Source organism: Veillonella sp. (genome assembly GCF_015058545.1).
GTDB lineage: Bacteria > Bacillota > Negativicutes > Veillonellales > Veillonellaceae > Veillonella_A.
The window spans coordinates 40,726-64,155 of the sequence record NZ_SVCB01000073.1; the positions used below are offsets into that span (position 1 = coordinate 40,726).

The 23,430-nt window shown below is 41.6% G+C and carries 31 protein-coding genes and 1 tRNA gene; 4 read left to right on the forward strand and 28 right to left on the reverse strand.

Annotated features, from left to right (window positions below; all coding sequences use genetic code 11):
• Positions 1-46 precede the first annotated feature (46 nt).
• The 11 genes from E7204_RS04840 to E7204_RS04890 form a co-directional block, all read right to left on the reverse strand.
• The gene (locus E7204_RS04840) at positions 47-565 is read right to left on the reverse strand and encodes a YfcE family phosphodiesterase (RefSeq protein WP_366483530.1); all 519 of its coding nucleotides are present in this window, start codon (positions 563-565) and stop codon (positions 47-49) included.
• A gap of 154 nt (positions 566-719) precedes the next feature.
• Positions 720-1,301 carry an XTP/dITP diphosphatase gene (locus E7204_RS04845; RefSeq protein ID WP_295182217.1) on the reverse strand — a complete coding sequence of 194 codons (582 nt, stop codon included), beginning with the start codon at positions 1,299-1,301 and terminating at the stop codon, positions 720-722.
• A 44-nt stretch (positions 1,302-1,345) separates the two neighbouring features.
• Positions 1,346-2,083 (reverse strand): ribonuclease PH, encoded by a 738-nt coding sequence (gene rph / locus E7204_RS04850; protein WP_295182220.1) that lies wholly within the window; start codon positions 2,081-2,083, stop codon positions 1,346-1,348.
• Positions 2,084-2,217: 134 nt separating this feature from the next.
• Positions 2,218-3,543: a histone deacetylase gene (locus tag E7204_RS04855; RefSeq protein ID WP_295182223.1), complete on the reverse strand. Its 1,326-nt coding sequence runs from the start codon at positions 3,541-3,543 to the stop codon at positions 2,218-2,220.
• Positions 3,533-5,245 (reverse strand): hydantoinase/oxoprolinase family protein, encoded by a 1,713-nt coding sequence (locus tag E7204_RS04860; RefSeq protein WP_295182225.1) that lies wholly within the window; start codon positions 5,243-5,245, stop codon positions 3,533-3,535. Before E7204_RS04860 ends, E7204_RS04855 begins: the two co-directional genes overlap by 11 nt.
• Before the next feature lie 172 nt (positions 5,246-5,417).
• Complete coding sequence (locus tag E7204_RS04865) at positions 5,418-6,071, reverse strand: coenzyme F420-0:L-glutamate ligase (RefSeq protein ID WP_295182228.1); 654 nt, start codon at positions 6,069-6,071, stop codon at positions 5,418-5,420.
• A gap of 12 nt (positions 6,072-6,083) precedes the next feature.
• Positions 6,084-6,623: a hypothetical protein gene (locus E7204_RS04870; RefSeq protein WP_295182321.1), complete on the reverse strand. Its 540-nt coding sequence runs from the start codon at positions 6,621-6,623 to the stop codon at positions 6,084-6,086.
• A gap of 25 nt (positions 6,624-6,648) precedes the next feature.
• On the reverse strand, positions 6,649-7,467 hold the full coding sequence (gene murI / locus E7204_RS04875; RefSeq protein WP_295182231.1) for a glutamate racemase: 819 nt from the start codon (positions 7,465-7,467) through the stop codon (positions 6,649-6,651).
• A complete protein-coding gene (locus E7204_RS04880; protein WP_295182233.1) occupies positions 7,460-7,882 on the reverse strand; it encodes a thioesterase family protein in 423 nt (140 codons plus the stop codon). The genes murI and E7204_RS04880 overlap by 8 nt, the downstream gene beginning before the upstream one ends.
• A 186-nt stretch (positions 7,883-8,068) precedes the next feature.
• Positions 8,069-9,058 carry a molybdopterin-binding protein gene (locus tag E7204_RS04885; RefSeq protein ID WP_295182235.1) on the reverse strand — a complete coding sequence of 330 codons (990 nt, stop codon included), beginning with the start codon at positions 9,056-9,058 and terminating at the stop codon, positions 8,069-8,071.
• 453 nt (positions 9,059-9,511) lie between these two features.
• Positions 9,512-10,207 carry a GntR family transcriptional regulator gene (locus tag E7204_RS04890; protein ID WP_021841952.1) on the reverse strand — a complete coding sequence of 232 codons (696 nt, stop codon included), beginning with the start codon at positions 10,205-10,207 and terminating at the stop codon, positions 9,512-9,514.
• Positions 10,208-10,402: 195 nt separating this feature from the next.
• Here E7204_RS04890 and E7204_RS04895 point away from each other — a divergent pair, with 195 nt between their 5' ends.
• Entirely contained in the window at positions 10,403-11,305 is a 903-nt protein-coding gene (locus E7204_RS04895; RefSeq protein WP_295182239.1) for a diacylglycerol kinase family protein, read from the forward strand.
• Between the two features lie 158 nt (positions 11,306-11,463).
• Here the strand turns inward: E7204_RS04895 and E7204_RS04900 are convergent, their stop codons facing one another.
• From E7204_RS04900 to E7204_RS04915, 4 genes are all read right to left on the reverse strand, one after another.
• Complete coding sequence (locus E7204_RS04900) at positions 11,464-11,886, reverse strand: GNAT family N-acetyltransferase (RefSeq protein ID WP_295182242.1); 423 nt, start codon at positions 11,884-11,886, stop codon at positions 11,464-11,466.
• Between the two features lie 12 nt (positions 11,887-11,898).
• Positions 11,899-13,269: an MFS transporter gene (locus E7204_RS04905; protein WP_295182244.1), complete on the reverse strand. Its 1,371-nt coding sequence runs from the start codon at positions 13,267-13,269 to the stop codon at positions 11,899-11,901.
• A 155-nt stretch (positions 13,270-13,424) separates the two neighbouring features.
• The gene (locus E7204_RS04910; protein WP_127058951.1) at positions 13,425-14,030 is read right to left on the reverse strand and encodes a carbonic anhydrase; all 606 of its coding nucleotides are present in this window, start codon (positions 14,028-14,030) and stop codon (positions 13,425-13,427) included.
• Between the two features lie 146 nt (positions 14,031-14,176).
• The gene (locus tag E7204_RS04915) at positions 14,177-14,575 is read right to left on the reverse strand and encodes a hypothetical protein (RefSeq protein ID WP_295182248.1); all 399 of its coding nucleotides are present in this window, start codon (positions 14,573-14,575) and stop codon (positions 14,177-14,179) included.
• A 259-nt stretch (positions 14,576-14,834) separates the two neighbouring features.
• Here E7204_RS04915 and E7204_RS04920 point away from each other — a divergent pair.
• Positions 14,835-14,908, forward strand: a tRNA-Gly gene (locus tag E7204_RS04920).
• A 285-nt stretch (positions 14,909-15,193) separates the two neighbouring features.
• Here the strand turns inward: E7204_RS04920 and E7204_RS04925 are convergent.
• Genes E7204_RS04925 through E7204_RS04950 form a run of 6 tightly spaced genes read right to left on the reverse strand, consistent with a single transcriptional unit; the run spans position 15,194 to position 17,797 of the window.
• Positions 15,194-15,778 (reverse strand): hypothetical protein, encoded by a 585-nt coding sequence (locus E7204_RS04925; RefSeq protein WP_295182251.1) that lies wholly within the window; start codon positions 15,776-15,778, stop codon positions 15,194-15,196.
• Positions 15,756-16,319 carry an N-acetylmuramoyl-L-alanine amidase gene (locus E7204_RS04930; RefSeq protein ID WP_295182255.1) on the reverse strand — a complete coding sequence of 188 codons (564 nt, stop codon included), beginning with the start codon at positions 16,317-16,319 and terminating at the stop codon, positions 15,756-15,758. Before E7204_RS04930 ends, E7204_RS04925 begins: the two co-directional genes overlap by 23 nt.
• Positions 16,316-16,645, reverse strand: a complete 330-nt coding sequence (locus E7204_RS04935; protein ID WP_295182258.1) for a hypothetical protein — start codon at positions 16,643-16,645, stop codon at positions 16,316-16,318. The genes E7204_RS04930 and E7204_RS04935 overlap by 4 nt, the downstream gene beginning before the upstream one ends.
• Entirely contained in the window at positions 16,642-17,184 is a 543-nt protein-coding gene (locus E7204_RS04940) for a hypothetical protein (protein WP_295182261.1), read from the reverse strand. The genes E7204_RS04935 and E7204_RS04940 overlap by 4 nt, the downstream gene beginning before the upstream one ends.
• A gap of 2 nt (positions 17,185-17,186) precedes the next feature.
• Entirely contained in the window at positions 17,187-17,369 is a 183-nt protein-coding gene (locus E7204_RS04945) for a hypothetical protein (protein ID WP_295182264.1), read from the reverse strand.
• 2 nt (positions 17,370-17,371) lie between these two features.
• Positions 17,372-17,797 (reverse strand): hypothetical protein, encoded by a 426-nt coding sequence (locus tag E7204_RS04950; protein ID WP_295182267.1) that lies wholly within the window; start codon positions 17,795-17,797, stop codon positions 17,372-17,374.
• A 64-nt stretch (positions 17,798-17,861) separates the two neighbouring features.
• Here E7204_RS04950 and E7204_RS04955 point away from each other — a divergent pair, with 64 nt between their 5' ends.
• Together E7204_RS04955 and E7204_RS09605 are read left to right on the forward strand one after the other, a co-directional pair.
• Positions 17,862-17,993 (forward strand): hypothetical protein, encoded by a 132-nt coding sequence (locus E7204_RS04955; RefSeq protein ID WP_295182270.1) that lies wholly within the window; start codon positions 17,862-17,864, stop codon positions 17,991-17,993.
• Positions 17,994-18,028: 35 nt separating this feature from the next.
• Positions 18,029-18,502, forward strand: coding sequence for a site-specific integrase (locus E7204_RS09605; protein WP_366483533.1), 474 nt, complete (start codon positions 18,029-18,031; stop codon positions 18,500-18,502).
• Here the strand turns inward: E7204_RS09605 and E7204_RS04960 are convergent.
• The 7 genes from E7204_RS04960 to E7204_RS04990 are packed head-to-tail and all read right to left on the reverse strand — an operon-like array spanning position 18,392 to position 23,423.
• A complete protein-coding gene (locus E7204_RS04960; RefSeq protein WP_295182273.1) occupies positions 18,392-19,369 on the reverse strand; it encodes a hypothetical protein in 978 nt (325 codons plus the stop codon). The genes E7204_RS09605 and E7204_RS04960 overlap by 111 nt on opposite strands.
• Before the next feature lie 12 nt (positions 19,370-19,381).
• Positions 19,382-19,999 carry a putative phage tail protein gene (locus E7204_RS04965; protein ID WP_295182275.1) on the reverse strand — a complete coding sequence of 206 codons (618 nt, stop codon included), beginning with the start codon at positions 19,997-19,999 and terminating at the stop codon, positions 19,382-19,384.
• Positions 19,992-21,083, reverse strand: coding sequence for a baseplate J/gp47 family protein (locus tag E7204_RS04970; protein WP_295182278.1), 1,092 nt, complete (start codon positions 21,081-21,083; stop codon positions 19,992-19,994). Before E7204_RS04970 ends, E7204_RS04965 begins: the two co-directional genes overlap by 8 nt.
• The gene (locus tag E7204_RS04975) at positions 21,073-21,504 is read right to left on the reverse strand and encodes a DUF2634 domain-containing protein (protein WP_295182280.1); all 432 of its coding nucleotides are present in this window, start codon (positions 21,502-21,504) and stop codon (positions 21,073-21,075) included. Before E7204_RS04975 ends, E7204_RS04970 begins: the two co-directional genes overlap by 11 nt.
• 9 nt (positions 21,505-21,513) lie before the next feature.
• Positions 21,514-21,885 carry a DUF2577 family protein gene (locus tag E7204_RS04980; RefSeq protein WP_295182283.1) on the reverse strand — a complete coding sequence of 124 codons (372 nt, stop codon included), beginning with the start codon at positions 21,883-21,885 and terminating at the stop codon, positions 21,514-21,516.
• A 4-nt stretch (positions 21,886-21,889) separates the two neighbouring features.
• Complete coding sequence (locus E7204_RS04985) at positions 21,890-22,897, reverse strand: hypothetical protein (RefSeq protein WP_295182286.1); 1,008 nt, start codon at positions 22,895-22,897, stop codon at positions 21,890-21,892.
• 4 nt (positions 22,898-22,901) lie between these two features.
• On the reverse strand, positions 22,902-23,423 hold the full coding sequence (locus tag E7204_RS04990) for a hypothetical protein (protein WP_295182290.1): 522 nt from the start codon (positions 23,421-23,423) through the stop codon (positions 22,902-22,904).
• Positions 23,424-23,430: the final 7 nt, after the last annotated feature.

A 23,430-nucleotide genomic window follows, 5' to 3' on the forward strand; every position in this document is an offset into this window, starting at 1 on the left:
AATATTCATGTAAAAATCTAATTGATAATCGGCCTCTATGTAAATTCTACTTAATAACCGGCGGTTCCCAAGGTTGTTCTTTTAGGTAATAGAATTGGCCTGTGAAAAAACCGTCTTCATAGGTGGCTACCGCAAAGGTGCCGCCCGATTTATCCCGCGGCAAGGCGGGACTTCCCGGATTGATAAAAAGCCCATGTCCGTCACTATATTGAGCGTGGTAATGACTATGTCCCGCAACACACAAGGTGGCCCCCATACTTTCACCCAGTGACAAAACTTCTTGAATGCGGTTATAGGGCAAAAACTGGTCGCCGTGGATCATATAAATATAGGTATCCTTAAAAGGGATAAGTTGTTCCCGTGGTTCCAACGGTTTTTGTCGGTCATTATTACCGCGCACGGCAATAACCGGCACCTTAGTTTGCTGCGCCATATAGCGCGCATCATCACCATAGTCGCCGGCATGTAGCCATAGTTCGATAGGCCAATCGGCAGTAGCTTCCAAAATTTCATCAATCTTGTTCAAATAGCCGTGAGTATCGCTTAGAATTCCTACATGACTTATTGACTCTGCACTCATACAGCCTCTCTTTCCTTTTTCTTTATTTCTATCCTTTTTTATCTCATGTTTTTTATTTTTTGTTTTTAGCTTTTTATAGATTTTATGTTTCTAGCTTTTATGTTTCTATGCTTTTTCTATGTTTAGTTATTTATGGTTATTACTTTAACTTTTCCAATAGGTCTTTAAGGGCCAAACCACGATGGCTGATGGCATTTTTCTCTTCCATGGAGAGCTGAGCCATCGTCTTTTTAAATTGTGGTAAGTAAAAATACGGATCGTAACCGAAACCACCGTCACCTACCGCATCAGTCTGTATTAAACCTTCACAATAGCCGGTCGCATTTAGCTCACGGCCATCGGGATAAGCCAACACGAGCTCACATACGTAACGAGCCGTTCTTTTTTCAAAAGGAACATCCTTAACCGATTCAACGAGTTTCTGATTATTCGCTTCATCATCGCATTGAGGCCCCGCATAGCGCGCGGAATATACACCGGGCGCACCATCCAATGCATCAACGGCCAGACCGCTGTCATCAGCCAAACAAGGCAGGCCGCAAGCCTTCATGTAATATTGGGCCTTAATGCGCGCGTTTTCTAAAAAAGTGGTCCCCGTTTCTTCCGGTTCCGGCACGCTCACCACTTCGCCAATGCTGACCGCTTCAATGCCAACGGTTTGAAGAGCTGCCTTAAATTCACGCAACTTCCCCTTATTATGGGTTGCCACAACGATTTTCATATATGACTCCTACCAAAATCTCATACTTTGATACGTTTTATAACTTATGCGCCGGTTCCGATATATTTGGCTTCCTCACCGAGTGCTTCTTTTTGAGCTGCCATCAACGTATCGGTAGCCGCTTCGGCCAAATCGAGCAACGTATTGAGCTCGATGCGGCTGAAGGTGCCGTGTTCACCGGTGCCCTGCACTTCGATTAAATTGCCGGAGCCCGTACGAACTACGTTCATGTCCACGATAGCTTGGCTGTCTTCTTCATAGCACAAATCGGTAACCGGACCTTCTTGACCGATACCTACGGAAATAGCCGCGCAATAATCGCGAATCGGGTACATGCCTTCACCGCTATACATGGTGTTCACCGCATCAACCATGGCTACAAAAGCGCCCGTAATAGCAGCTGTACGCGTACCGCCGTCAGCCTGCAACACATCACAGTCGAGGGTAATTGTTTTTTCACCAAGAGCTTCAAGGTCTACAACGGCGCGCAAAGCACGACCGATAAGACGCTGAATTTCTACGGTACGACCGGTCTGTTTGCCTTTGGCCGCTTCACGGCTGTTACGGGTTTGCGTAGCACGTGGCAACAACGAGTATTCCGCCGTTACCCAACCGCGACCTTCTCCCTTCATAAAACGAGGCACTTTTTCTTCGATAGTGGCATTACAAAGCACCTTCGTATTGCCAAATTCAATTAACACCGAACCTTCTGCATAGGCCGTAAAATGGCGTGTAATTTTAATCGGCCGAACAGCCTTTGGATTTCTTCCGTCAATTCTCATGTTTGTCACTCCTAGCGGTTTTGTCATTCCTATTTATATTCATTTTCTATTATATCATATATTAAGGCTCTCTCATTATAGGCTTTTTACCTATATAATATCCAAATATTCTGCACGTCAACAGTCATAGTACCTTACAAGTCCTCCTGCACATCCTTCATAGGATCCACCACCACATAACGGTCCGCGTTACCGGCTTTCTTAGCGGCGAGGGTTGCGTCATAAGCATCTTTACGGCATTCCTCATCGGCCTGCCATGGAATGAACGTAGCATACACATGTTGTGAACCGAATGGGCCGCCATCGCTGCGAGAATCAATGCTCATATACCCCACCTTGTCCGGATAGAGGCGGATTTTTTCATCGCGGTATTCGGAGATGCCCGTTTCATCATAATAAATCTGACGGCGATCCTGCCAATAATCGCCTAAGCCTAATAAAGCATCCACTTGCATTTCATGGCGGCGATGCCACTGGTCCGCCCATTTTCGGATAATATCATCAATGCGGCGCGTTACATCCGGACGCTGACGGTTCGTATCTTCGTCAAAAGCCGGTTCCACTACTTGGCTGTAATCAAGGCCCGCCATGGACAAAACAATCCCTGTATTTACATAAGGCAACGCTTCCTGCACGGAATAGCCGCCTTCGAGAACAGCAATATCGGCTTTCAAAATATCCGTAAGTCGTGCATAGCCTTTAGCGGTAACCATCATATTCGCCAGAGGATCGCTGAAGTGATTGTCCTGACCGGCTGAGTTAATAACAATATCCGGTTTAAAATCATTGAGCATAGGCATAACCAGATTCTGTAATACTTTGAGCATGCCTTCATCGCCCGTGCCCGGTGGGAGCGGAATATTTACGGTTGCCCCGACCGCTTGAGGCCCGCCGTATTCATACATGAAGCCTGTCCCCGGATATAAGGTACGACCGTCTTGATGGAAGGAGATAAATAAAGTGTCAGGATCATGATAAAAAATATCCTGTGTCCCGTCACCATGATGCACGTCCGTATCGACGATGGCGATGCGACGCACGCCGTAATGACGACGAAGGTAAGCAATCATAATGGCTTCCACATTGACCGTACAGAAGCCGCGAATGCCGTGCACCATTTTCATCGCATGATGTCCCGGCGGACGTACCAGCGAAAAGGCCCGCGTTACTTCACCGCGCATAACCGCTTCAGCGGCGGCAATGGCACCGCCAACCGATACACGATGCGCTTCGGTGACCCATTTTTTGAGTGAAGGTGCCCCCACATGGACCCGTTCTATGTCCTGCCACGAAGCTAATAACGGATTATATTCTTTAATAGCCGGATGTTCCAAAAGGCCTTCTTCCAAGAGTTGATCGCGCGTATATAACAAGCGTTCCTGCCGTTCCGGATGGGTCGGCGAAATTTTCCAGTCAAAGGCCGGGAAAAATACGAGGCCCAAAGTATTCTTATTGTACATATTCACTCACCCCCGGTTCCAATTGAGCTTTCACGGTAATTAAACGATGCATGGACTGCCAACCTTCAATAATCGGCACGTCCTCCACCGAAATAATATGTCCTGACGGCGCATTCGTAAGGCCTAAGTCGCCTGCCGCCTTTTGCAAATAGTCTAACGCTAACGACTCCGCTTGCGCCGCTGTCTGTACCGATCTTTGTTTTTCGTGAATGCCTAATTCCGGTACCACTAAAATTCCTTTAGCCGTGTCCACATGAACCGTAAGCATCAAGGTTTCACGAGCCACCGCGGCACCTACCGCATTGGCTACCGGTGCGTTCTGCGGAATCTGAACCGGCAAGGCTAAGCGTTCACTTACAAATGGAGCCAGCGTTACGGCTGTACCGCCTACGGCTACCAGTTTTTCCGGTTTGAAAACCTTCGGTTCTACAATATCCCGAACTACATAGATAGGGAGCTTATTTTCCCGTTGCACCGAAGCGGATATGCCGTCAGTAATTACCGTAACAGCTGCCGCTACAATATCTTTGGCCAACGCCATAACAGCATCTTTATCGGTACTTACAGTCGAATTGCCTGCACCGGCCACCGACCCGGCTACGTATTCTTGAGGTGCTTTTTTCAACAAATCAGCCAACCCTTGCCAAGCCTTAGCCGAGTCGCCATAATCAGCTTTGCCTAACACGATGAGGGCGTCCCCTAACGTCGGCACGGTACCGCCCAACACGAGGGATGGGCCCAATCTCTCAGGGCCTACAATCAATTGGCCGTTTTCATCAAAAGCAACGGCCGATTCGCCGCCGATGCCTACGGAGCTTACCGCAAAGGAGCGTACGGCGCTTGGATAATTACGTATCATCGCACCGCCGCGAGCCATCATAGGCACACCGTTTTCCCACAACGAAATATCGGTAGTAGTACCGCCCATATCGAGGGCCACGGTCATATCTTTAGGCATAGAGCGAAGGGCCGCCATTCCCAAAACACTGGCAGCCGGTCCCGTAAAGGCCGTTTCAACAGGGCTTGCCTTCATTCGTTCTAACGGCAACGAACCGCCATCGGCTTTTAATATGTATATCGGTGCCGTCAAACCATAGCGCGCCAAGGCTGCTTTAACGGCTTCACTGAAGTCTTCAAAGGTTCCCTGCACGGCACTGTTAAAATACGCACTGACGGTACGGCGCGGGAAGTTTAAGGAACCGCTTAATTCGGCACCCGCCGACACTGTTTCATAGCCGGCTGCCAATAATTCTTCTTTTAAGGCTTGTTCCAATTTTGGATTACGCACACTGAATTTAGCCGATACAGCGGCTCGTGCATTTTGTTTTTCACCGGGAATTTGGTCCAATTCACGCTGTCGCAAAGGCGCTGCCAAGGAACCACGATGGTCCGTATAACCGCTAAGTACAATCGGTGTTACCGGCAGCATGGAGCGAATATCCATGCCCGGCCCCGGAATCACATATAAATCAACCGGATCAACTTGATTCATAACGAGTGCATTCGTTACAATCGTCGTGGACAAAGTCACCCGTGTCACCTTTGAAGGCTCAATAGCAGTCGCTACACCGGCCAAAGCGGCTTCAATACCTTCCATCAAATTTGGTTTGGTGGTGCGGCATTTATGACTTTTCAAAATCCGTCCCTCAGCTACGACTACGGCATCCGTAAAGGTACCGCCTACGTCAAGACCTACTAACATAGGAACAACTCCTTTCCCTAAGCTCCGCCATTTAATAGCAATAATACGTTAACTATATCATTGATACATCAAATATATATCTAAAAACTCTCAGAATTGCTTACAAAAAAACTCTCTATCTATAGTTTAACAAGGTTTTTAACAAACAAAAAGAGGCCCTAAGGCCTCCTTTTTATTTTCGCTCCGAAATGGAGGCGAAGTTTTTAATAATAACGATTGGCGTCATCTGATCATCATTACCAAACGGATTGTCAATCAAAATGCGCGCAATGCGTTTAGGGTCCATACCGCGACTGTGACCGAGGACGGCAGCGCGTTTCAAGTCATTAACGTCGGCTACTACCGCACCGTAACTGCCGGTACGTTGTACAATGCGTTCCGCCACTTTATCCGCATCTTTCGGACCATACACAATGTGTTTATCGAACGGCGGCATTGTGCCTGTTACGTCATCCGTAAGGGCCGCAGCGCGGGAAATTTGGTAAAAAACGCCGTCTTTGCGGAATACTTTAGCGATGGCCCCCAAAATAAAGGCACCAAATACCTTCCATTTACCGTCAAGTTCCATTGCGGACTGCATGCCGTATACGGAGCTCATAGAGCCTTCAGCCGGTACAAAACGGCATAACAAGCGAGCCTGCCAAGTAGGACGAAGCTCTTCCGGACGGGTGATGCGGCCCTGCGTAATTGCTACTACAGATTCCGCCACACATACAATATCTTCCGGCCCGATATCTTTGCCGGCATAATGCATAATTGCTTCTACAATATCATCTCGATGGGTCAGTATACGAGTATGAACCGGTACTAATTCTAAATTTGCCATGGTTACTACCTCCTACTGCCGCATAGCATGCTGTAATTCTTCAGCGGTCAAAATTAAACGATTTTTAGAAATATGCCAATCACTGCGACCGACAACCTGGTATACAATATCAATATTCATATCAGGGAAGCCTACCAAATCTTTACGAATATTGCCCGTTTTGGCAGTCAAAATAAGACGCAAGCGAACAGTGCCGCCTTTGCGCGGTTCGATAATAACAGATTTCCAATACCCGTCATGACGTTCTTCCGCTGCATCGGTCGTCCAAGATGTAATGGATACCTGATCAAACTGTTCCTGCGGCAACAAATGACGTGGATATAAATCCATGATAGTGCCGTTTTGACGGCCTTTATTGACGAATGGAATATCCGATACCAAGGTTACCTGATTAAAACTGATGTCTTCCACTTCAAATTGAGTACGACGTTTAGGTAACATGACAATTTCTTCATTCCCCTGTTTCCAGGCAAAAATACGAAACGCCACAAATAGGACGGCAACGATGAAAACAATCGTTACGATTATGTTAACTAATGTGTAAAAATACATATCCATATACTGCTCCCTTATAGTTTTATAGTGTAATAATCCGAACGTTGAAATCTTCCGGCGGAATCAATATTGAAGTCATGCGCTCAGCCAATTCTTTGTCTTTGGTAAAACAAATATCCAGCTTGCCTTTAGCTTGCTGCGGATTCAAGAGTTGCTGCGCCGCCAATATATCTTTCACTTCTTCAGCTGTTTCGTAGGCCGGGTCGATAAATGTCTTATCCCCGCCCGACATGTGCTGCATCAAATCCATCAAAAACGGAAAATGTGTACAGCCCAAAACAACGGTATCGGAACCACTCTTTATAATCGGATCCAAATACTCTTGAAGCGATGAATGAACAATATGGTCATCCAAGTGACCCTGTTCAATCAGATGGGCCAAATCAGGGCAAGCCTGTTCCCATACAGCAACAGCAGGCTGTAACACATGCGCTTCTTCAATATGTTTGTGACTATCAATAGTAGCCTTGGTAGCCATGACGGCAATCTTCTGAGTCTGACTCGTATCAATAGCGGTCCGCACACCTTTGGCCATACCTACCACGGGAAAGTCAAAGGTAGCTTGTAATTCATCCAAGGCCACCACGGAAAAGGTGTTGCACGCAACTACCGCCATTTTCACAGGCACCTTGGCTAAAAAATGACCGATATTCATAGCAATCTGACTGATTTCTTCCTTAGGTCGATTGCCAACCGGATTATTCATATTATCGCCAACAAAAATAAAGTCTTCATGGGGAAACATCCGTCGCAATACGGCTAATACGGTTAATCCCCCGACCCCGGAGTCAAATACTCCGATAGGTCTTTTAGAGGCCTCGGTTGCGGCTGCTTTACTCATGACTCTTTCTCTCCTTTATGGTGCGGCTGATTGGCTCATAATAGGTATCGCTTAAGCGAATTACCTTCCCCGTCGCCTTGTCGGTAAACACATTCTGCGTCTCACCGGTTGCTATCAAAGCACCATCCGCTTCACGCACTATACGATACGTAAAAACACATTGCGCTCGTGTTACTTTAGCAGGCGTTACTTCAACGGTCAACACATCATCAAAGCGAGCCGGCAGCTTATATTCACAAGCCACTTTTGTAATCGGGAAAACAATCCCGTTATCCATCATATCCCACAGGGAAATGCCACAGGTTCTGAAAAATTCCACCCGGCCTAACTCAAACCATCGCAAGTGATTGGTATGGTGAGCTACTTCCATCATATCAGTTTCATAAAATCGTACCTGCAATGATGTGGTAAACATATACTCATTTCACCTCTCATTACTATAAAATAATTCACCCTTCATTGTACGCCACCAATAGGTGGCTGTCAAACTATTGTAAACGCCATGACCTAATACCATTCACTCAGCTTGGTTAATCAAGGCAGCCTATTGCAAGCCGCCGTGACCTAATGCCATGCACTCAGCTTGGTTAATCAAGTCAGCCTATTGCAGGCCGCCATGCCCCAAAGCAATGCAGTCGGCTTTCGTAATCGGATCATCCGATGCCAACCGTGGTAAAAAGACATCAAAGGCCGTCGGTTTGCTGAATAAAACACCGCCCGGTAGGCCTACAAGCGGTGTGCCGTCACTCATATAGGCTATACATACCATGGAGCCCGGTAAAACCGGCAAGCCATATGTCACCACATGAGCCGCACTCTTGGCAATCGCGCCCGGCGTCAAATCATCGGGATCCACACTCATGCCACCGGTGCAGAAAATAATATCCGCCCCTGCGTCTTTTACCGATTTAATGGCGGCCATAATTTTATCCGTATCATCAATAACAATCTCATGCGCTACGATTTTCATACCAAACGGTTCTGTCCGTTCTTCAATAATCGGGCGGAACGCATCTTGAATGCGACCTCTGGCCACTTCCGAGCCGGTCGTTACAAGACCGATACGTTTTCTCACGAAAGGTTTTACCGTAAGGAGCGGTTGACCTTGCCAAATAGCCTTAGCCTGTTCAAGTTGCACTTTAGGGAGCCACAAAGGGATGCAACGCATACCGGCTAATTTATCACCACGCTTAACCGCCGTATTAGTGAATTTGGTAACGATTGTAAGGTCGCCTATACTGTTAACCGCCTGCAATCGGGCCACATCAATTTTGAGCATCCCATCCCAGGTTGCAAACGCTTCAATTTTGCCTTCGCGGACCTCGGATGCATAAATACTGTCATTATCTAATAAGGCGTATAAGCCCACCGCTACATCTTCTTCATGCAATGTATCGGCCAATACCTTCTCATCACCCGGCTCCTGCACAAAGATGTGCTCCTTGCCTAATGCTAATAAAGCCGGAATATCTTCTTCACGAATGACGTGACCGCGACGAAATGGCGTATCTTTAACTTCGCCAATAACTATACGCGCTATATCATGACATAAAACTTGGCCGACAGCTTCCTCAACGGCTACTTTTTTCATGAAAACCTCCTCTATAAATCATATGTTACAACAAAACCCAAGCTACTTGAATCTCATTAAAACATAATCTATACAAAACTAGATATTTTAATTAAAAACAGGCTTACTTTGTCCTCTCCTCAAAAACTTTTATGCATTTAATTAAGTGTTTAGGCGTAAAGCCTTTTTAAACGCACAAAAGCCTCGGCATATGCCGAGGCTTTTGTGCTTGAGAAAAAAGAGAGAGAGAACATTTGAATCACATTCAAATGTTAAGGGGCTTGGGGAGGTGCCCCGAGATATGACTCTGCGGTCACATCCTGAAATGATTATAGCAAACTGTAAGAAAAAAGTAAACAGTTGTTATGCAAATTTTGCACTTTTTTCATGCAAATTTTTTAAATTTGTCTATCCGGTGCAAACTTCATCTTACAAAACGCTTCTATCAAGTTCCCAACTCCGGCATCAAAAGTCTTATAAACCAAATTTCTTGGCTCGTAAATCGGCATGTGCTTTTTTAAATACAAAAGCATTGCGAATATGTTTACGCATCGCCTGTTCGGCTGCTTCACCATCGTGATTGCGAATCGCCGCCATAATTTCATCATGCTCCCGATTACAAGAGTCGGTACGGGCTTGATCCATGGTACTGATGTACATGTCACGATTTACCATTTCACGGAACTCGCCCAAATAATCCATAACCCGTTCATTTTGTGAAAAGAAAGAGATTAACGTATGCAAACGACTGTTGATTTGAACACGCTCTTCCGCATCCGTCGTAGCAGAACCGGCATCGCAAAGAGCCTGTAATTCTTCAATCTGTTCATCCGTGCACAATTCGGCACACAAACGAGCTCCCAAACCTTCCATCACTTCACGGCACTGATACATGCCGATAATTTCTTCCGGTGTATACCCTTTAACCGTTACACCTTTCCAAGGTTTGATGACTACCAAATTATCTTTAGCCAATTTACGAAACGCTTCGCGAACCGGTGTGGCACTTACATTAAGCTGTTCCGCAATTTTCACTTCGTTCAGCTTCACCTGTGGTTTCAACGCGCCCGTCAAAATGGCTTGCTTCAATGTAACATATACCTGTTCGCTCAATGGCAAACGGCCAATGGAATCAATAGAATTAAGATGATATTCTTCTTGTTTACCCATAGTAAATCCTCTACTTTCGCGAATAGCACTCAGCCTACTCTTTGTAGTAACAGTCAATCTTTAGTATACTATAATGCATAAATACTTTATAATAGATAGTACAAGGCTGTATGCTTATTTTCTGCAGACTATATTAATCTAATTATAAAGGTAAGATCTGCAAAGCGTCAACTAAAATACAACGGGAGAACATACATGAGTCGCTGTTTAGTTATAATAAATCCTGTCTCAGGCGGAGGTCGTGCTACCCAGTATGCCATGGAGCTGCAATGGCAACTAAGCACCCTCTTTGATCATATGGAAATTAAATTTACCACCAAGGCCGGCGATGCTACGCAGTTTGCCAAATATGCCACGGAGAACGGCTACGATTCCGTATTCTGTATGGGCGGCGACGGCACTATTAATGAAACGGTGAATGGTATTGCTCAAGGTGGCGGTAAAGCCAAGTTTGGCTTTGTGCCGGTCGGTACGGTCAACGATATGTCGCGCGCCCTCGGCATTCCCCTAGAGCCCTTAGCCGCCATTCGCGCGTTAAAAAACAGTAAAATCCGCAGCGTCGATATCGGCCGTTGCAACGATCAATATTTTTGCAACAACATCGCCGCCGGCGTTATTCCTAAAGTAGTAGAAGAAGTCACCCCTAAAGAAAAACAACTCCTTGGCCCTTTGGCCTATTTTGTTAAAGGGGGGCAAGCCCTTTTCACCACCAAGGATTACAGTTTTCACATTCAAACGGATGACCACGATTTTACCATCCGCTCGCCATTGGTAATCGCATTGCTTACCAATGTAGTGTCCAGTTTTGAAAAATTCATGCCTCAAGCTTCGGTTGATGACGGCTATATGCGCATCATCATCTTCAAAGAGTACTTCATCATGGACATATTGCGTATCTTACCGCTTATCTTGCGTGGATCGATTTACACGTCAAAATATGTAACGATTTTAAAAGTGCGCAAAGCCAAAATCACCTTGCTCGACGACATCGAATTGCCTACCAATATGGATGGCAACAAGGGCCCGCTCATGCCGGTTGATTTAGAAGTATTGCCGGGCTTCTTACAAGTGTATGTGCCGAATAAAAAAGACAAATAAACGCTAACCTATAGCAAACTCGCATTAAAACTTCAATCAATGCATGTAAAAACGCCGTTCAACTCGTACTGAACGGCGTTTATTTATTTCCATATTAGTTTGAACGCTACACGTTACATCTCCCGTAGCGGCTCTGTAGTGATTTATTGCCAAGGGGCTTATTTATACATCCAAACATGGGGACAACCTTCTTCGTCGAATTCTTCCCCGGCCGCCGTATAACCAAGCGTTTCATAGAATCCTTTAGCCCGCACTTGAGCCGCTAACTTAGTCTTTTGACCACCCATAACGCGGATAAAATCTTCCGCCGCCAAGAGAATCTTAGCCCCCAGTTGCTGACCGCGGTGCGTTTTCATAACAGCCACTCGGCCGATGATAAACGTGGCTTCATCTTCTTTATCTCTGAAAAATCGACAGGTACAAACCGGTTCATTTTCAACAAAACCTACCAAATGAGCGGCTTCCGTATTATCTATTTCGTCAAACTCTTCTTGAAAACCCTGTTCCTCTACGAATACGGCTTGGCGAATCGCGCGCGCCTCAGCCGGCAATTCAGAATAAATTTCTACTTTCCACGTCATACTGTAACTCCTTTATTTATTCCGAATCATAGACGGAATAATGCCTACTACACAAAAGGCCATAAATACCATTAAACTGTATTGAATATTAGCCAACAATACGGCCTTATCTACATTAGCAATAGCCGTTCCGGCTGCCCCGGTATTACGGGCCAAAATAGATGCCACAATCGCCATACTAAGCACCTGTCCCAACAGGCGAACCGTGCTGATGACAGAACTGGCCATGCCAAAATAAGCGGGCGGCACCGAGCCCATGATAGCGTTATTATTCGGTGCCGAGAACATGGCAAACCCGATACCTACAATAATCAAGGCTGTAATAATAAGAGCTGTCGATGAGAGATTCATGGCCGTCCACATCACGAGGAGCCCTACGGCAATAACGCCCATCCCGGTAGATGCCAAAACGGCGGAGCCGTAGCGATCGGATAAGGACCCCATAACCGGTGACAAGGCAGCCATTACAATGGATTGAACCAAGAGGAACCAACCGGCCGTTTCCGAATCATAGCCCATAATCATCTGCAAATATAGGGATAATAAAAAACCAATCGCAAAGGTTGCGCTATAATTCAGCATGGATGCCAAATTAGAAAACGCAAACGTCTTGTTTTCCAGAAAAATACGTACCGGTAAGAGCGGTTTAGCCACACGGGCTTCGTGCCAAATATATATAATCGTCGTCACAATACCGGCTCCGAAAATATACTTAGCCACCGGCATTTTTACAATCTCCGATAGGCCGTAAAGCCCCATAACCAACGATGCGGCGTACAGCAAAATGCTAACCGGATTCATATTGCCCTGCTCTTTATTTACCCAATCTTCTTTCATAAAAAGGATTGTCATTATGGTCGCAATCATACCGAGAAACGCGATAAAGTAAAAAATACTTTGCCAGCCGAAGCGATAGTTCAAAAAACCGCCGATAACCGGTCCCACCGCCAAGCCGATATACACTACCGCTACATTCATACCCATAGCCCAGCCGCGCCGTTCCGGCGGAAACACTAAGGCAATAATCGCGGTCCCCGTAGAGAACAGCATAGCTGCCGCAATTCCCTGCAGCCCGCGCAAAACCATGAGCCAATGAATAGTCGGCGCAAAATGGATAACCAACGAGCTCAATGTAAATAATATGGTGCCGATTAAAAATACCTTCTTTTTGCCGATGCGATTTCCCAATTGACCCATGGGCACCGTAAAAATGGCGCAGGTCAATAGGAATGTTTCAATAACCCAGCTGAGCTCCGACGTACCGGCGTGAAATTCCCGACCGATATCCGGCAGCGACATATTCAAGGAACTGCCGCAGAACGGCGTCAAAAACGACGCAATCATGACGATGATTAATATTTGATTACTTCTGTTGACAGCCAAATTAAAACCTCCCAATCGTACTGTTTCACTGCCAAAACAAAAACCTATACCCTAATCCTATTATCTTGCCGGACACCCCGGCAAAACTATACAGCTTCGAACCGAATCTTAATTTTTTAAATTAACAACAGGTGCAAACCGTCATATTATGAACATTAACAACAGCTGCAAACTGCCATAGAGTCAAGTTCCGCATGGGGCTTATTACCGTCTACCAATAAAGTCAGCTTACTGGTGTAAGGATTTAACATGAGACCATGGATTTTAACATCATTTGGAATAAGTGGATTCTGACGAAGCTGTGCTACCGCTTTAATTACATTCTGTTCAGAATGACAGAAGTTATTAGCCCAGCGATCCATTTCACAACGAATCATGGTAATCGCTTCCGGCGAAATACCGCGGTCAATCATGCGCTTAGAAAGTTCATCGGGACAAGTTTTTTCCATGCCGCAGTCTTCATGACCGACAATGAAAATTTCTTTGGCGCCCAATTCGTAAATACTTACCACAAGACTGCGAATAACATCACTAAACACATCGGTAATGCAGTTGCCGGCTACACGAATGACGTTAGCATCGCCACGGTCAATGCCCATCGTGCGTTCCAATAAATCAACAAGACGCGTATCCATGCAAGTCAAAATGGCAATATGACGTTGCGGTGTCTTAGGGGACGGCATCCCCGCTTCACCGTATTCTTTAATAATATCAGCCACATAAGCTTCATTTGCTTTTAAAACTTCTTCTAATAATGACATGTCAGCCACCTCCATAACGGAATACTACTTTCACTATAACTATATCACAGTTTTTCGATGTTGGTATCTAAAAAATTTTAATAAATACAAAAAGAGCAGGTCAGACCACCCTGAACCCGCTCTATTAACACCCTTACAGTATATAATTAAATGAACGCATGTATAAACCAGCTAATCCGTAAGAAAAACATGATAAGCATCAAAAAGCTAACCTCAATGACGAACAGTAACGGGGCTAACATATACAAGCCGCCAATGCTTAATAAACTAAAGAGAATAAATTTTGACCTTTGAAACCCTTCACTTTGATTAACTATACGCCAAATTGTAGCAAGTCCCCAGCCGCTAAGCGTAAAAATAATCATAGTATCAATATGCGGTGCATTTTCGGTACTAAACCATAATGAAGTGCCCAAGGGCATGCCTGCCATGTTAAGTGTCGCCAAAAATAAAAATATAATCCCTAATGCACTGTTAATGACCGTTCGTTTACTTGGCACCGTTTTAAATTGATCAACATAAAAGAAACATCGTAATAATTCCATAGTAGACTCCTCCTTACATTCGCCTATATTGCTAATCACTTTGTACTTTACAATAATAATAGCAAAGCTGACGGACATAGGATTGTCCCGGTAAACAGACTTTTAATTTTTATCCTATTTTATGCGTTCTTTTATACGTTAAAAATATTATGTAATGAAAAATAAAAATTTTGCCATTACCAGCCCGACAAGAGGCGATTAAGAGCACAAACTATTTACAAACCTTTACAAACTTGATAAAATGAACGAGTACAAACATGCGGCCGTAGTTCATCGGTAGAACGACGGCTTCCCAAGCCGTAGAGGTGGGTTCGATTCCCATCGGCCGCTCCAACCTTAAAATATTATTTTTGAAATATTGCACTATATTGCAAAGTGTTGCAAAGGCATATAAAATAAGTCTTCTTTGAAAACTTGATATATTATAGTATTGCATAATATTGAAAGCATTTGCCCCCATTTTGCCCCCACAAGTGCCCCCTTGAGGTTTTTGAATAATAACTTTACATTAAATAAAAAAAGTGCCCACAAAGCTAGATTAATTCTAACTCTGTGGTCTTTTCTTTTTCTATGTATGATTAACGATTCATACACCGAGATAATGGATCACTCTACCTTTCACCATTGCTTAACCGTATACAAAATTGTTGTGCCTTTTACTTTACTACCTTCTAATTGTACCATTCCTTCAATCCTCCCTGATTGATACGCAACAGTAGGGTATATCTTTTCATCTATATATGTAACCCCTACTTTTATTTTATGCTCTTTGGCCAAATTAATCTTATAGACATCTACAGCTTGCTTTGTTTCATTTGGTGTTACTATTGTTCTGTCTGTTTTTTCTAATGCAACTTTTGGTAATTTACCATTATCTTCTTGTATTGCTTGCTCTGTAGCAATAGCAGCTTTATCTAAATTTGGTGCTATTACTACAAATTGTGCATCCGGACTTCTTTTTTCTGTATTTAAAATTTCATGCCTAATATCACTAGCTGTATCAGGACTTACATTAATACTTCTTGCAAAATCATCTACCGGTGCATATCTTACTACATAATTTGTAATTACCTTTGGTTCTGTTTTTACCGCTTGCTTATTCTTTCCTATAGCAAAACATACAATAGCCACTATTAATATAATAGTTATATATATAATAGGTTTCCAATGCTGCTTAATTTTAGTCCATAAATTGTACCACATAATCAGTTACACCCCTTGCCAATGCTTTGGCTGCTTCATCTTGATTGTTTTCATTTCGTAACCACGCTTCTTCTGCCGGATTGCTAATAAACGGCAATTCAAATAGTGCTGCCGGCATTGCCGTATTATTAAGCACATATAATCCGGCTTCCTTGTCTACATCACCGTCAGACCAATCTGCACGCACATCAAGGCTTGGGAATGTATTGGCCATTTGATTCATCAGACATGTAGCAAAATTATCTGAATTAGTCCATCCTCTACTTGTATATACTTCAATACCTCTAGCCGATTCATTAAAGCTATTGCAATGAATAGAAAGGAATAAATCATAATTACCTTGATTAGCTGTTTGGCAAATAAATTCTAGTGAATCATTTTGAATATAATCTGCTTGTACGCCTGCTGTAATTAGATATTGCTGTACTAACGCTCCAACATTAGCAACAACATCACACTCTCTTAATCCTGTCGGGCCAATTGCTCCCGGATCTGGATTACCATTTGGTGCATGCCCAGCATTTACTAATACTCTAATCATTTTTTATCATCCTTTCCTTCAAATTCATCCGGTATACCGTTATGGTCTACATCAACAATAGCTTTGGCCAATGCTATAACGGCACCAATTACACCGGCTGATAACATACTTGAACCTAAACTTATACCTAATGGCATAAACTTATAGATAACATCCGGTTTATAATCAAAAAAAACTGCCATAATATACATCATGGCAGTAAAGAAATACGGCATTACGGCAATTACAAAGAAAATAATAATTGCCCATGTTAGCTTTATATTCTTAATCAGACTTATAGGCATTCCTTTAATTGTAGCCCATACATCACTAAGCATCTTATTCAATTTTTTATCACCTTTTCAATAATTCCAAGTAGTCTTTCAATGATAACAATATTTCTTGCATCCAATGCCCTTAATTTTTCAACAATGCTACTCAATTCATATACAATAGGGCAATACATAAAAAACTGTGATAATAATATATCTGTCCTAAATCCTAATGTTTCAGTATCCGGTGCAAGCATCATCAGAATTGAGAGGATAAAGAACCAAGGGTACTGTTTTACAAACTTTTGGAATGTAGCCATTCTTAGGCCTTTACTTGCTAAAAAGCGTCTTGGTCTTCCATTTACGATTACAACGCCCCACCCTCTCCACATTAAGGCTAACATTATATTTAGCACAGTACCTTCCCTGTTAGTTGCTTTGTTGTAATCAGTAGCTTCTATCAATAATCTTAAAAAAGTATCAATACAAACCAACAACACTACTAATATAGCGGTATTCAATTCATCAATTAGAATATTATTCGTAATGACATTTTCTAAATATAAAATAGCACTATCTAATGGCGGTGGTGGCGGGCCATCAAACAAAATCACGATTAAGCCCCCTTCTCAACAGTAACATCTGTTGCTACATCCTCACCGGCTTCTTTTAGTTCCTTCTCTTTCAATGCATCAATGTCTTCATAAATATCAACTAACAAATTATGAACGCATTCCGCATCAGGGCAACGGCCATTTTCTAACAATTCATTTGCACAATATTCACAATACTTTTCCATAATTAAGCCCCCTTAACAGCTTTAAGCTCTTTTACCATCGACACTAAATTACTTTTATATTCTGCTTGAATCTTTTCTAATGCTGCTTGATTACCTGTTAATGTTGCAATTAATGCTTTATCTTTTAACTGCTCATTAGCTGCATCATATTTATTTTTAATTTCATCAGTAGATTGTTCCTTAACTTCTGATTCAGTAGGTGGAATTGGTGTAAATTCAACCATTTCTCCATTTTTATATACCTTACCGGCTTCTAATGCATCAAACACTTCACCTTCATCTTCAATATAATAACAATCCGGATATGATTCTTTTGCTAATTCTAATAAATTCTCCATTGTTTTTGCATGCGTGCCTAATAAATAAGCAGCCACTTTTGTACGTTCACCGTTCACATTCTCTTTACTTAATACAATTAAAAATTTCATAATTAATTATTCCTTTCTTTTTTCAAGTTAATAGGGGGTAATTTTATGAAACTACCAAATAATTATGGCCAAATCTGTAAACTGTCTGGCCAAAGAAGACGTCCTTTTATGGTTCGTAAAACAATCGGCTATGAAACTAATGGCCGTGCCATTTACCATATTATTAGCTATTACTCCAATAGAGCGGATGCATTAGACGCACTATCAAAGTTCAATAATGCTGATGTTCCTATGCCTACTATCACCCTTTCTAAAGTTTATAAATTATGGTTCCCTACACATTCAAAACATGTCAGTACATCGACCTCTAATAGTTATATTAATAGTCTTAAGCATTTAGGTTCTGTCGCAACTTTACCTATTAACACTATTAAATACAGACAACTACAAGATGTTATGGATAACATGCTAAATAATGGATTATCTTATGCTAGTTTAAAAAAAGTTAGATCGCTTATACATCAACTCTATAATTTTGCAATTATCAACGAATGGACTGATAAGAATCTAGCTGAGTATCTGATTATTGGCAAAAATATACCTGTTAGGCCACACAAACCTTTTACAACCGCTCAAATAAATAAACTATGGCGTTTAATTAGCACGCCCGAAAGCTATATAATAGCAAGCCGGAGCGATGGTATCAGAGGTACGAATTGTACAACTATTCGCCGTTTTATATTCTTTTATAACGTTAACAGTTAAGCTTAATTTACTGTCGCTTGCGTCAATAACGCCAACCGGAATAATAATATAATCCGTATTATTAAAAGCTATCGCAAAGTTTGCCGTGGCTGCATTACCGGAAGGACGGCCGGTTGCTCCACCTTGGATAATTAATCCAAAAAACAGCGGGCCAAAACAGATAAACCAAGAGTTTGCATTGCTAAATCTTGCCTGTACGCCTAATCCTTCAAAAGTCTTTTTACCAATTGCCCTAATTACGTTATCATCAAAATCATCACTTTTAAATGCATCTGAAATGGCCTTTTTAACGTACTTCTTAACATAACTTACACGTGCACCTAAATTGGCTAATAGACTATTACTTTCAATCTCATCATCATCCACACTAGATGTATCATCAGTAAACGCTTCTCTTAGATCCAATACAGTAACAAAGGTTTCATCTTTAATAATGGCTTTAACGTTTGTAACTGCACCTATAATAGTTCTTACATTGTAAATTTCGCTTTCAATCGGAATCGATTTATCCGGTACAAATCCGACTTTATCACCGCCATTAGTGTACGCATATAAAACCTCTGTACCGCCCTCAGCTTTAGCAAACAAGGCTACTTCTTTTGGAAAAAAACCAATATCTAATTTAGAATTTGAAATTGTGGCTCTAACTAAAAACTGCCCATTACCCTCGTTTAATGCTTTGGTAATAGGCAGTTCCATTTTTGGAGAGATGATATTAAGCATTGCACTAACATCTTGATTAGACGGTAAATCTCCATCCCCTACTAATACTCTTGTAAAAACTAATTGCTTGTTAGTAGCAAGGCATTCACTAATTAATGCTAATCCTTTTTTTGTTACTACGTTTTTAGGATATTGCGATGCCATTTTAAAACCTCCTTAATAAATATCATGAATAACATTAGATTTTGAAATATAAACCCCAACAACTACTGCTGCATCATCAAGTTCTGTGCTAAATCCTACATCCGGTTCTATATTAACGATGCTTGAAGTAGTCATATAACAGCCTGCATATAACCCACCATTCACTTCATGCATATCCGCAACTTCCATGCCAATATGTGCCGGCTTAACTTCTTCCATATCCGTCCTGATATTTGGCAGTGCATACACAAAACTTGAGTTATTAAAAACTAACTTTAATCGGCCATTTTCAAAGAGTACATCAATATCATCCAAAACATAGACTTTTACCAAGGCTCTAATCTTTTCTAAATCCAACTTACCGGATTGTTGCCATTTGGCTTCTACTCTTTTTCGCCTGTCCGATAATGTACCTTCAGCTTTAATTGCTAAATCCTTTTCATAATTAGCCGTTCCGCTTTCGCTTGCTGTATCAAAAAAGACGTTGCCTAAAAGTTCATCTAACCTTTTATCAACGTCTTCCATCGTTATACCGGCTGAATCATATAATTGCCTTACCCACGGATCCTTACGGTACAGTTTATTTATTGTCTTTAATGCATATTCTTTTATTTCTTGCCTATTATTCATTGAGTACCACCTCAACAGTTCCTAATATGGCCACCTGTTCATCTGTTAAGTTAATACGGCTACTGCTATTGTTTACATAATAACTATCATAGTCATTAATTCCTTCTGTATTGATGATTAAGGCACCAATCTGTGCCACGCTAACATATGACTGCTTAAAAGCAATCTGTTTAAGGTAATCAATGAGCCGTTGTTCCAATTTAGCTTTAATCATACTAGCTGTGCTATTTTCAGCATTAACTACTCCATTAATTTTTACATTAATCAATACAGATTCTGCAGCAACTACCGTACAATATGCTCCTACCGGTGCTTCTCCTTCACCTGTACCACTTTTGTTAGGATCTATATACTGTTGCACAACATTTACTAACTCTTGGCTTGCCGGCTGTCTATCGCTATCAATCAATACCACCTTTACAGTGTTATCACCGTTCCATAATGGTATTACATTAGCTTCACCTACACCTTCTACTTCTTTAGCCCATTGCTTATAATGATATTTATTGCCACTCGTTGCCGGCTCACGCAATTCTTCGTAATATCGTTGCCTTAAATCAGTATCTGATTCTGCATCTTCACCATTAATTGTGGCATCATCGTTAGTAACAGTAATGATACCTGTTAACGTAACCGGCATTTTAGTAATACTGCCTTTTGGCACATTGCCAATTTCACCGGCTGTAGTACATTCAATAGCTACTTTACTGCCTACCACAACATCTTTTGTTTCAGTAGCAACAAACTGTAGGCCACCTTCACTTTCAAACAAATTACCAACACTAATAATGCCACTTCCCTGTACTACCGTAATATAGCCGGTAGCATACGTAGCTTTTTTTCGTTCCGTACCTCTTCTTTGGAATACTACACGTGTTAATTCATCACCGGTTAAATTATCTACGTCTTGTTTTCGCTCAATTTCCTGTGCTTTAAGGCACAATGCTAGTACTGCAAATGCCATACCACGTGTTAAGTCATAAGTAGGGAATCCTTCTGTTTTCTGATACTCTTCAGAAATTTCATCCAACATTACATTATGCACCGCATCAATGCCAATGCTTTTGGTAAAATCAATACTCATATGTATATTTCACCTCCTCACCTGTTTTAGTCTTAACAGTAAAATAAAAAGTGCCTTTGTCAAATTTCCAATTATTAACGGAAACTGCACAAGGCACTTTATTTAAAATTCCATCAGTAATACGCCTTTTAATTTCACTGACAATAAAAGAGCGTGGTAATCGATACCCTACAAGCTTATCAAGATTTAAGCCAAAGGTATCACTGTAAATTTTATATGCATTTAGTTCAGTTCTAATAAATAGTTCAATCCATTGTTTAATCGCATCTACTTGTGATGTTTCAACATTAACGCCATCTTCAAGTACAAATCTCTTTTTGGCAAAATCAAACTTCATGTTTCTACCTACTTTATTTTGAGCATTTGTTTTTGTAGATGTACTTTCAATGGTTTCTTTAAAATCGTAATCTGTAGGAAACATTGTTTTCACCTACCTTACAATATCATCAATAAAATAATGCTGTCCACTTTCATCCGGTGTAACTTTAACCAAATCGCCAACTTTCCAAATTGGTTTAATATGTATCTTTCCTGTGCCCTTAGAGCTGTAGTTTGTATTCGGGCCACCAAGACATCCACCAACTGTTGTTGTTCCTTCATGTTCATAGCTGTACTCCGCTTCATGCCTTAATATTTGATTACAGATATATCCATTGGTTTTATCAATTTTAAAAGTACCATTCCTAATAGTAACAAGCCAATTATCTCCAATAGCTTGTACTTTACCTAATATACAGCCCATTAGCTTTGGATTATCTCTATTTCTGAACTCATTAGCCATCTGTGCATGCCAATCTTCCATACTATCACTCCTGTTTAATCAATTCTAAGTTCATTGTGTGATTTACTCCATAGTCATGTACACAGTTTTTAATTAAGAACTGCCCTTCCATTCCTATGATAGGCTGATTGAACTTTAGTATTCGACCACTTCTAACTGAATCATCACCAAGCACTCTTACACTAAAGGTCTGCTTAATTTTATTTAGATTATCTAAATATTTTTTAGCCACTTGCATTGCTTTAGCTTTTTCTTTATCTTCAACTTTTTGTACTTTCTGCAATACACCAAATTGCTTGATACTATCAGCATCTTCTACATTGGCCAATACTTGCTCATTCTTTTCACTCGATGAAATAATAAGCACACGGTTTTTCATGTCTTGAATGGATTCAGTGTAGTTATAATCGCCTACAATGCCTGTTATGGCCACATCAAGCACCAAATCCTTATAATCTTCAATGAATAATTGACTACCTCGTACTTCAATCCGGTACTTATACCCAGTCTCTTCAGTAGCCTGTTTAAGAATATCCTTAATAACATCAGATACAGGTGTGCCCTCATACACCTTCTTAATTTTAGTATTGATGATAGGCACACTGCCTAATGGTACGCCATTCTTTTCACATACTTGCCTAATGGCCGTTGTACCGTCAATATCATTGTATTGTATCGATGTTTCCGACTTATTAAGGTAAAAGGCATAATCAAAGGCTGTATAGCTATATTTATTTATCCCTGACTTCTTACCGTCTACAATAATTCCTGTAAAAATCTGACGTAACTCTTGACTGATAACAGAATCATTAAAGCTTGTTCTATTATTGTTCGCCACATCATTTGAAAATATCACCTTACCGCCCATAGCTAATTGGAGATTTGCCATATTAGCATCAAGCGGATTTGAAACCAAATCAAAGGTAAACTCTTGCCCAAGTGTATCAGTATTATCTGATAACCTGTAATTATTTGTGTATGCTGTAATTTCACGGTTATCATTTGCTACTACATTGGCATATTCTAATTTCATACTATCACCCACTCAACGTATTATTATCACCGGTAGTACTGTTAATCGTTTGATTAACATAAGGATATTCAGTAAATTCAAGGCTTGCTTTATAATCGCCTACCTTATCCTTGATAAAGTTTGCCTTGTTACATAAGCAAGCCATATTAAGCAATTCACTACCATCACTAAATGTTACGGCAATGCGTAATACTTGCCGTAATTCCATCCGCTGTGTAATAAATTCTTTTACCTCTTCTCCATCGCTTCCCCTTGGTCTCATAAATTTGTATTTATGATTCACCGGTAACAAAATATCATCTAGTGAATAGGTGCGTAATCCCATATAACCGGCTAGTAAAATATCACCTGTGGCACCATTGAATACTTCATTGTTCATTACATATTCAACCTTTGGCAATGTAGCCGGCACCACAGGCAATACCACATTTTCATAGGTTAAATCATCATACAAAACAATATCCGCTTTACTTGGCCTATTTAAGTAATATTCTAATTGGCTTAATATCATATTCAAAAATGGCATTTACATC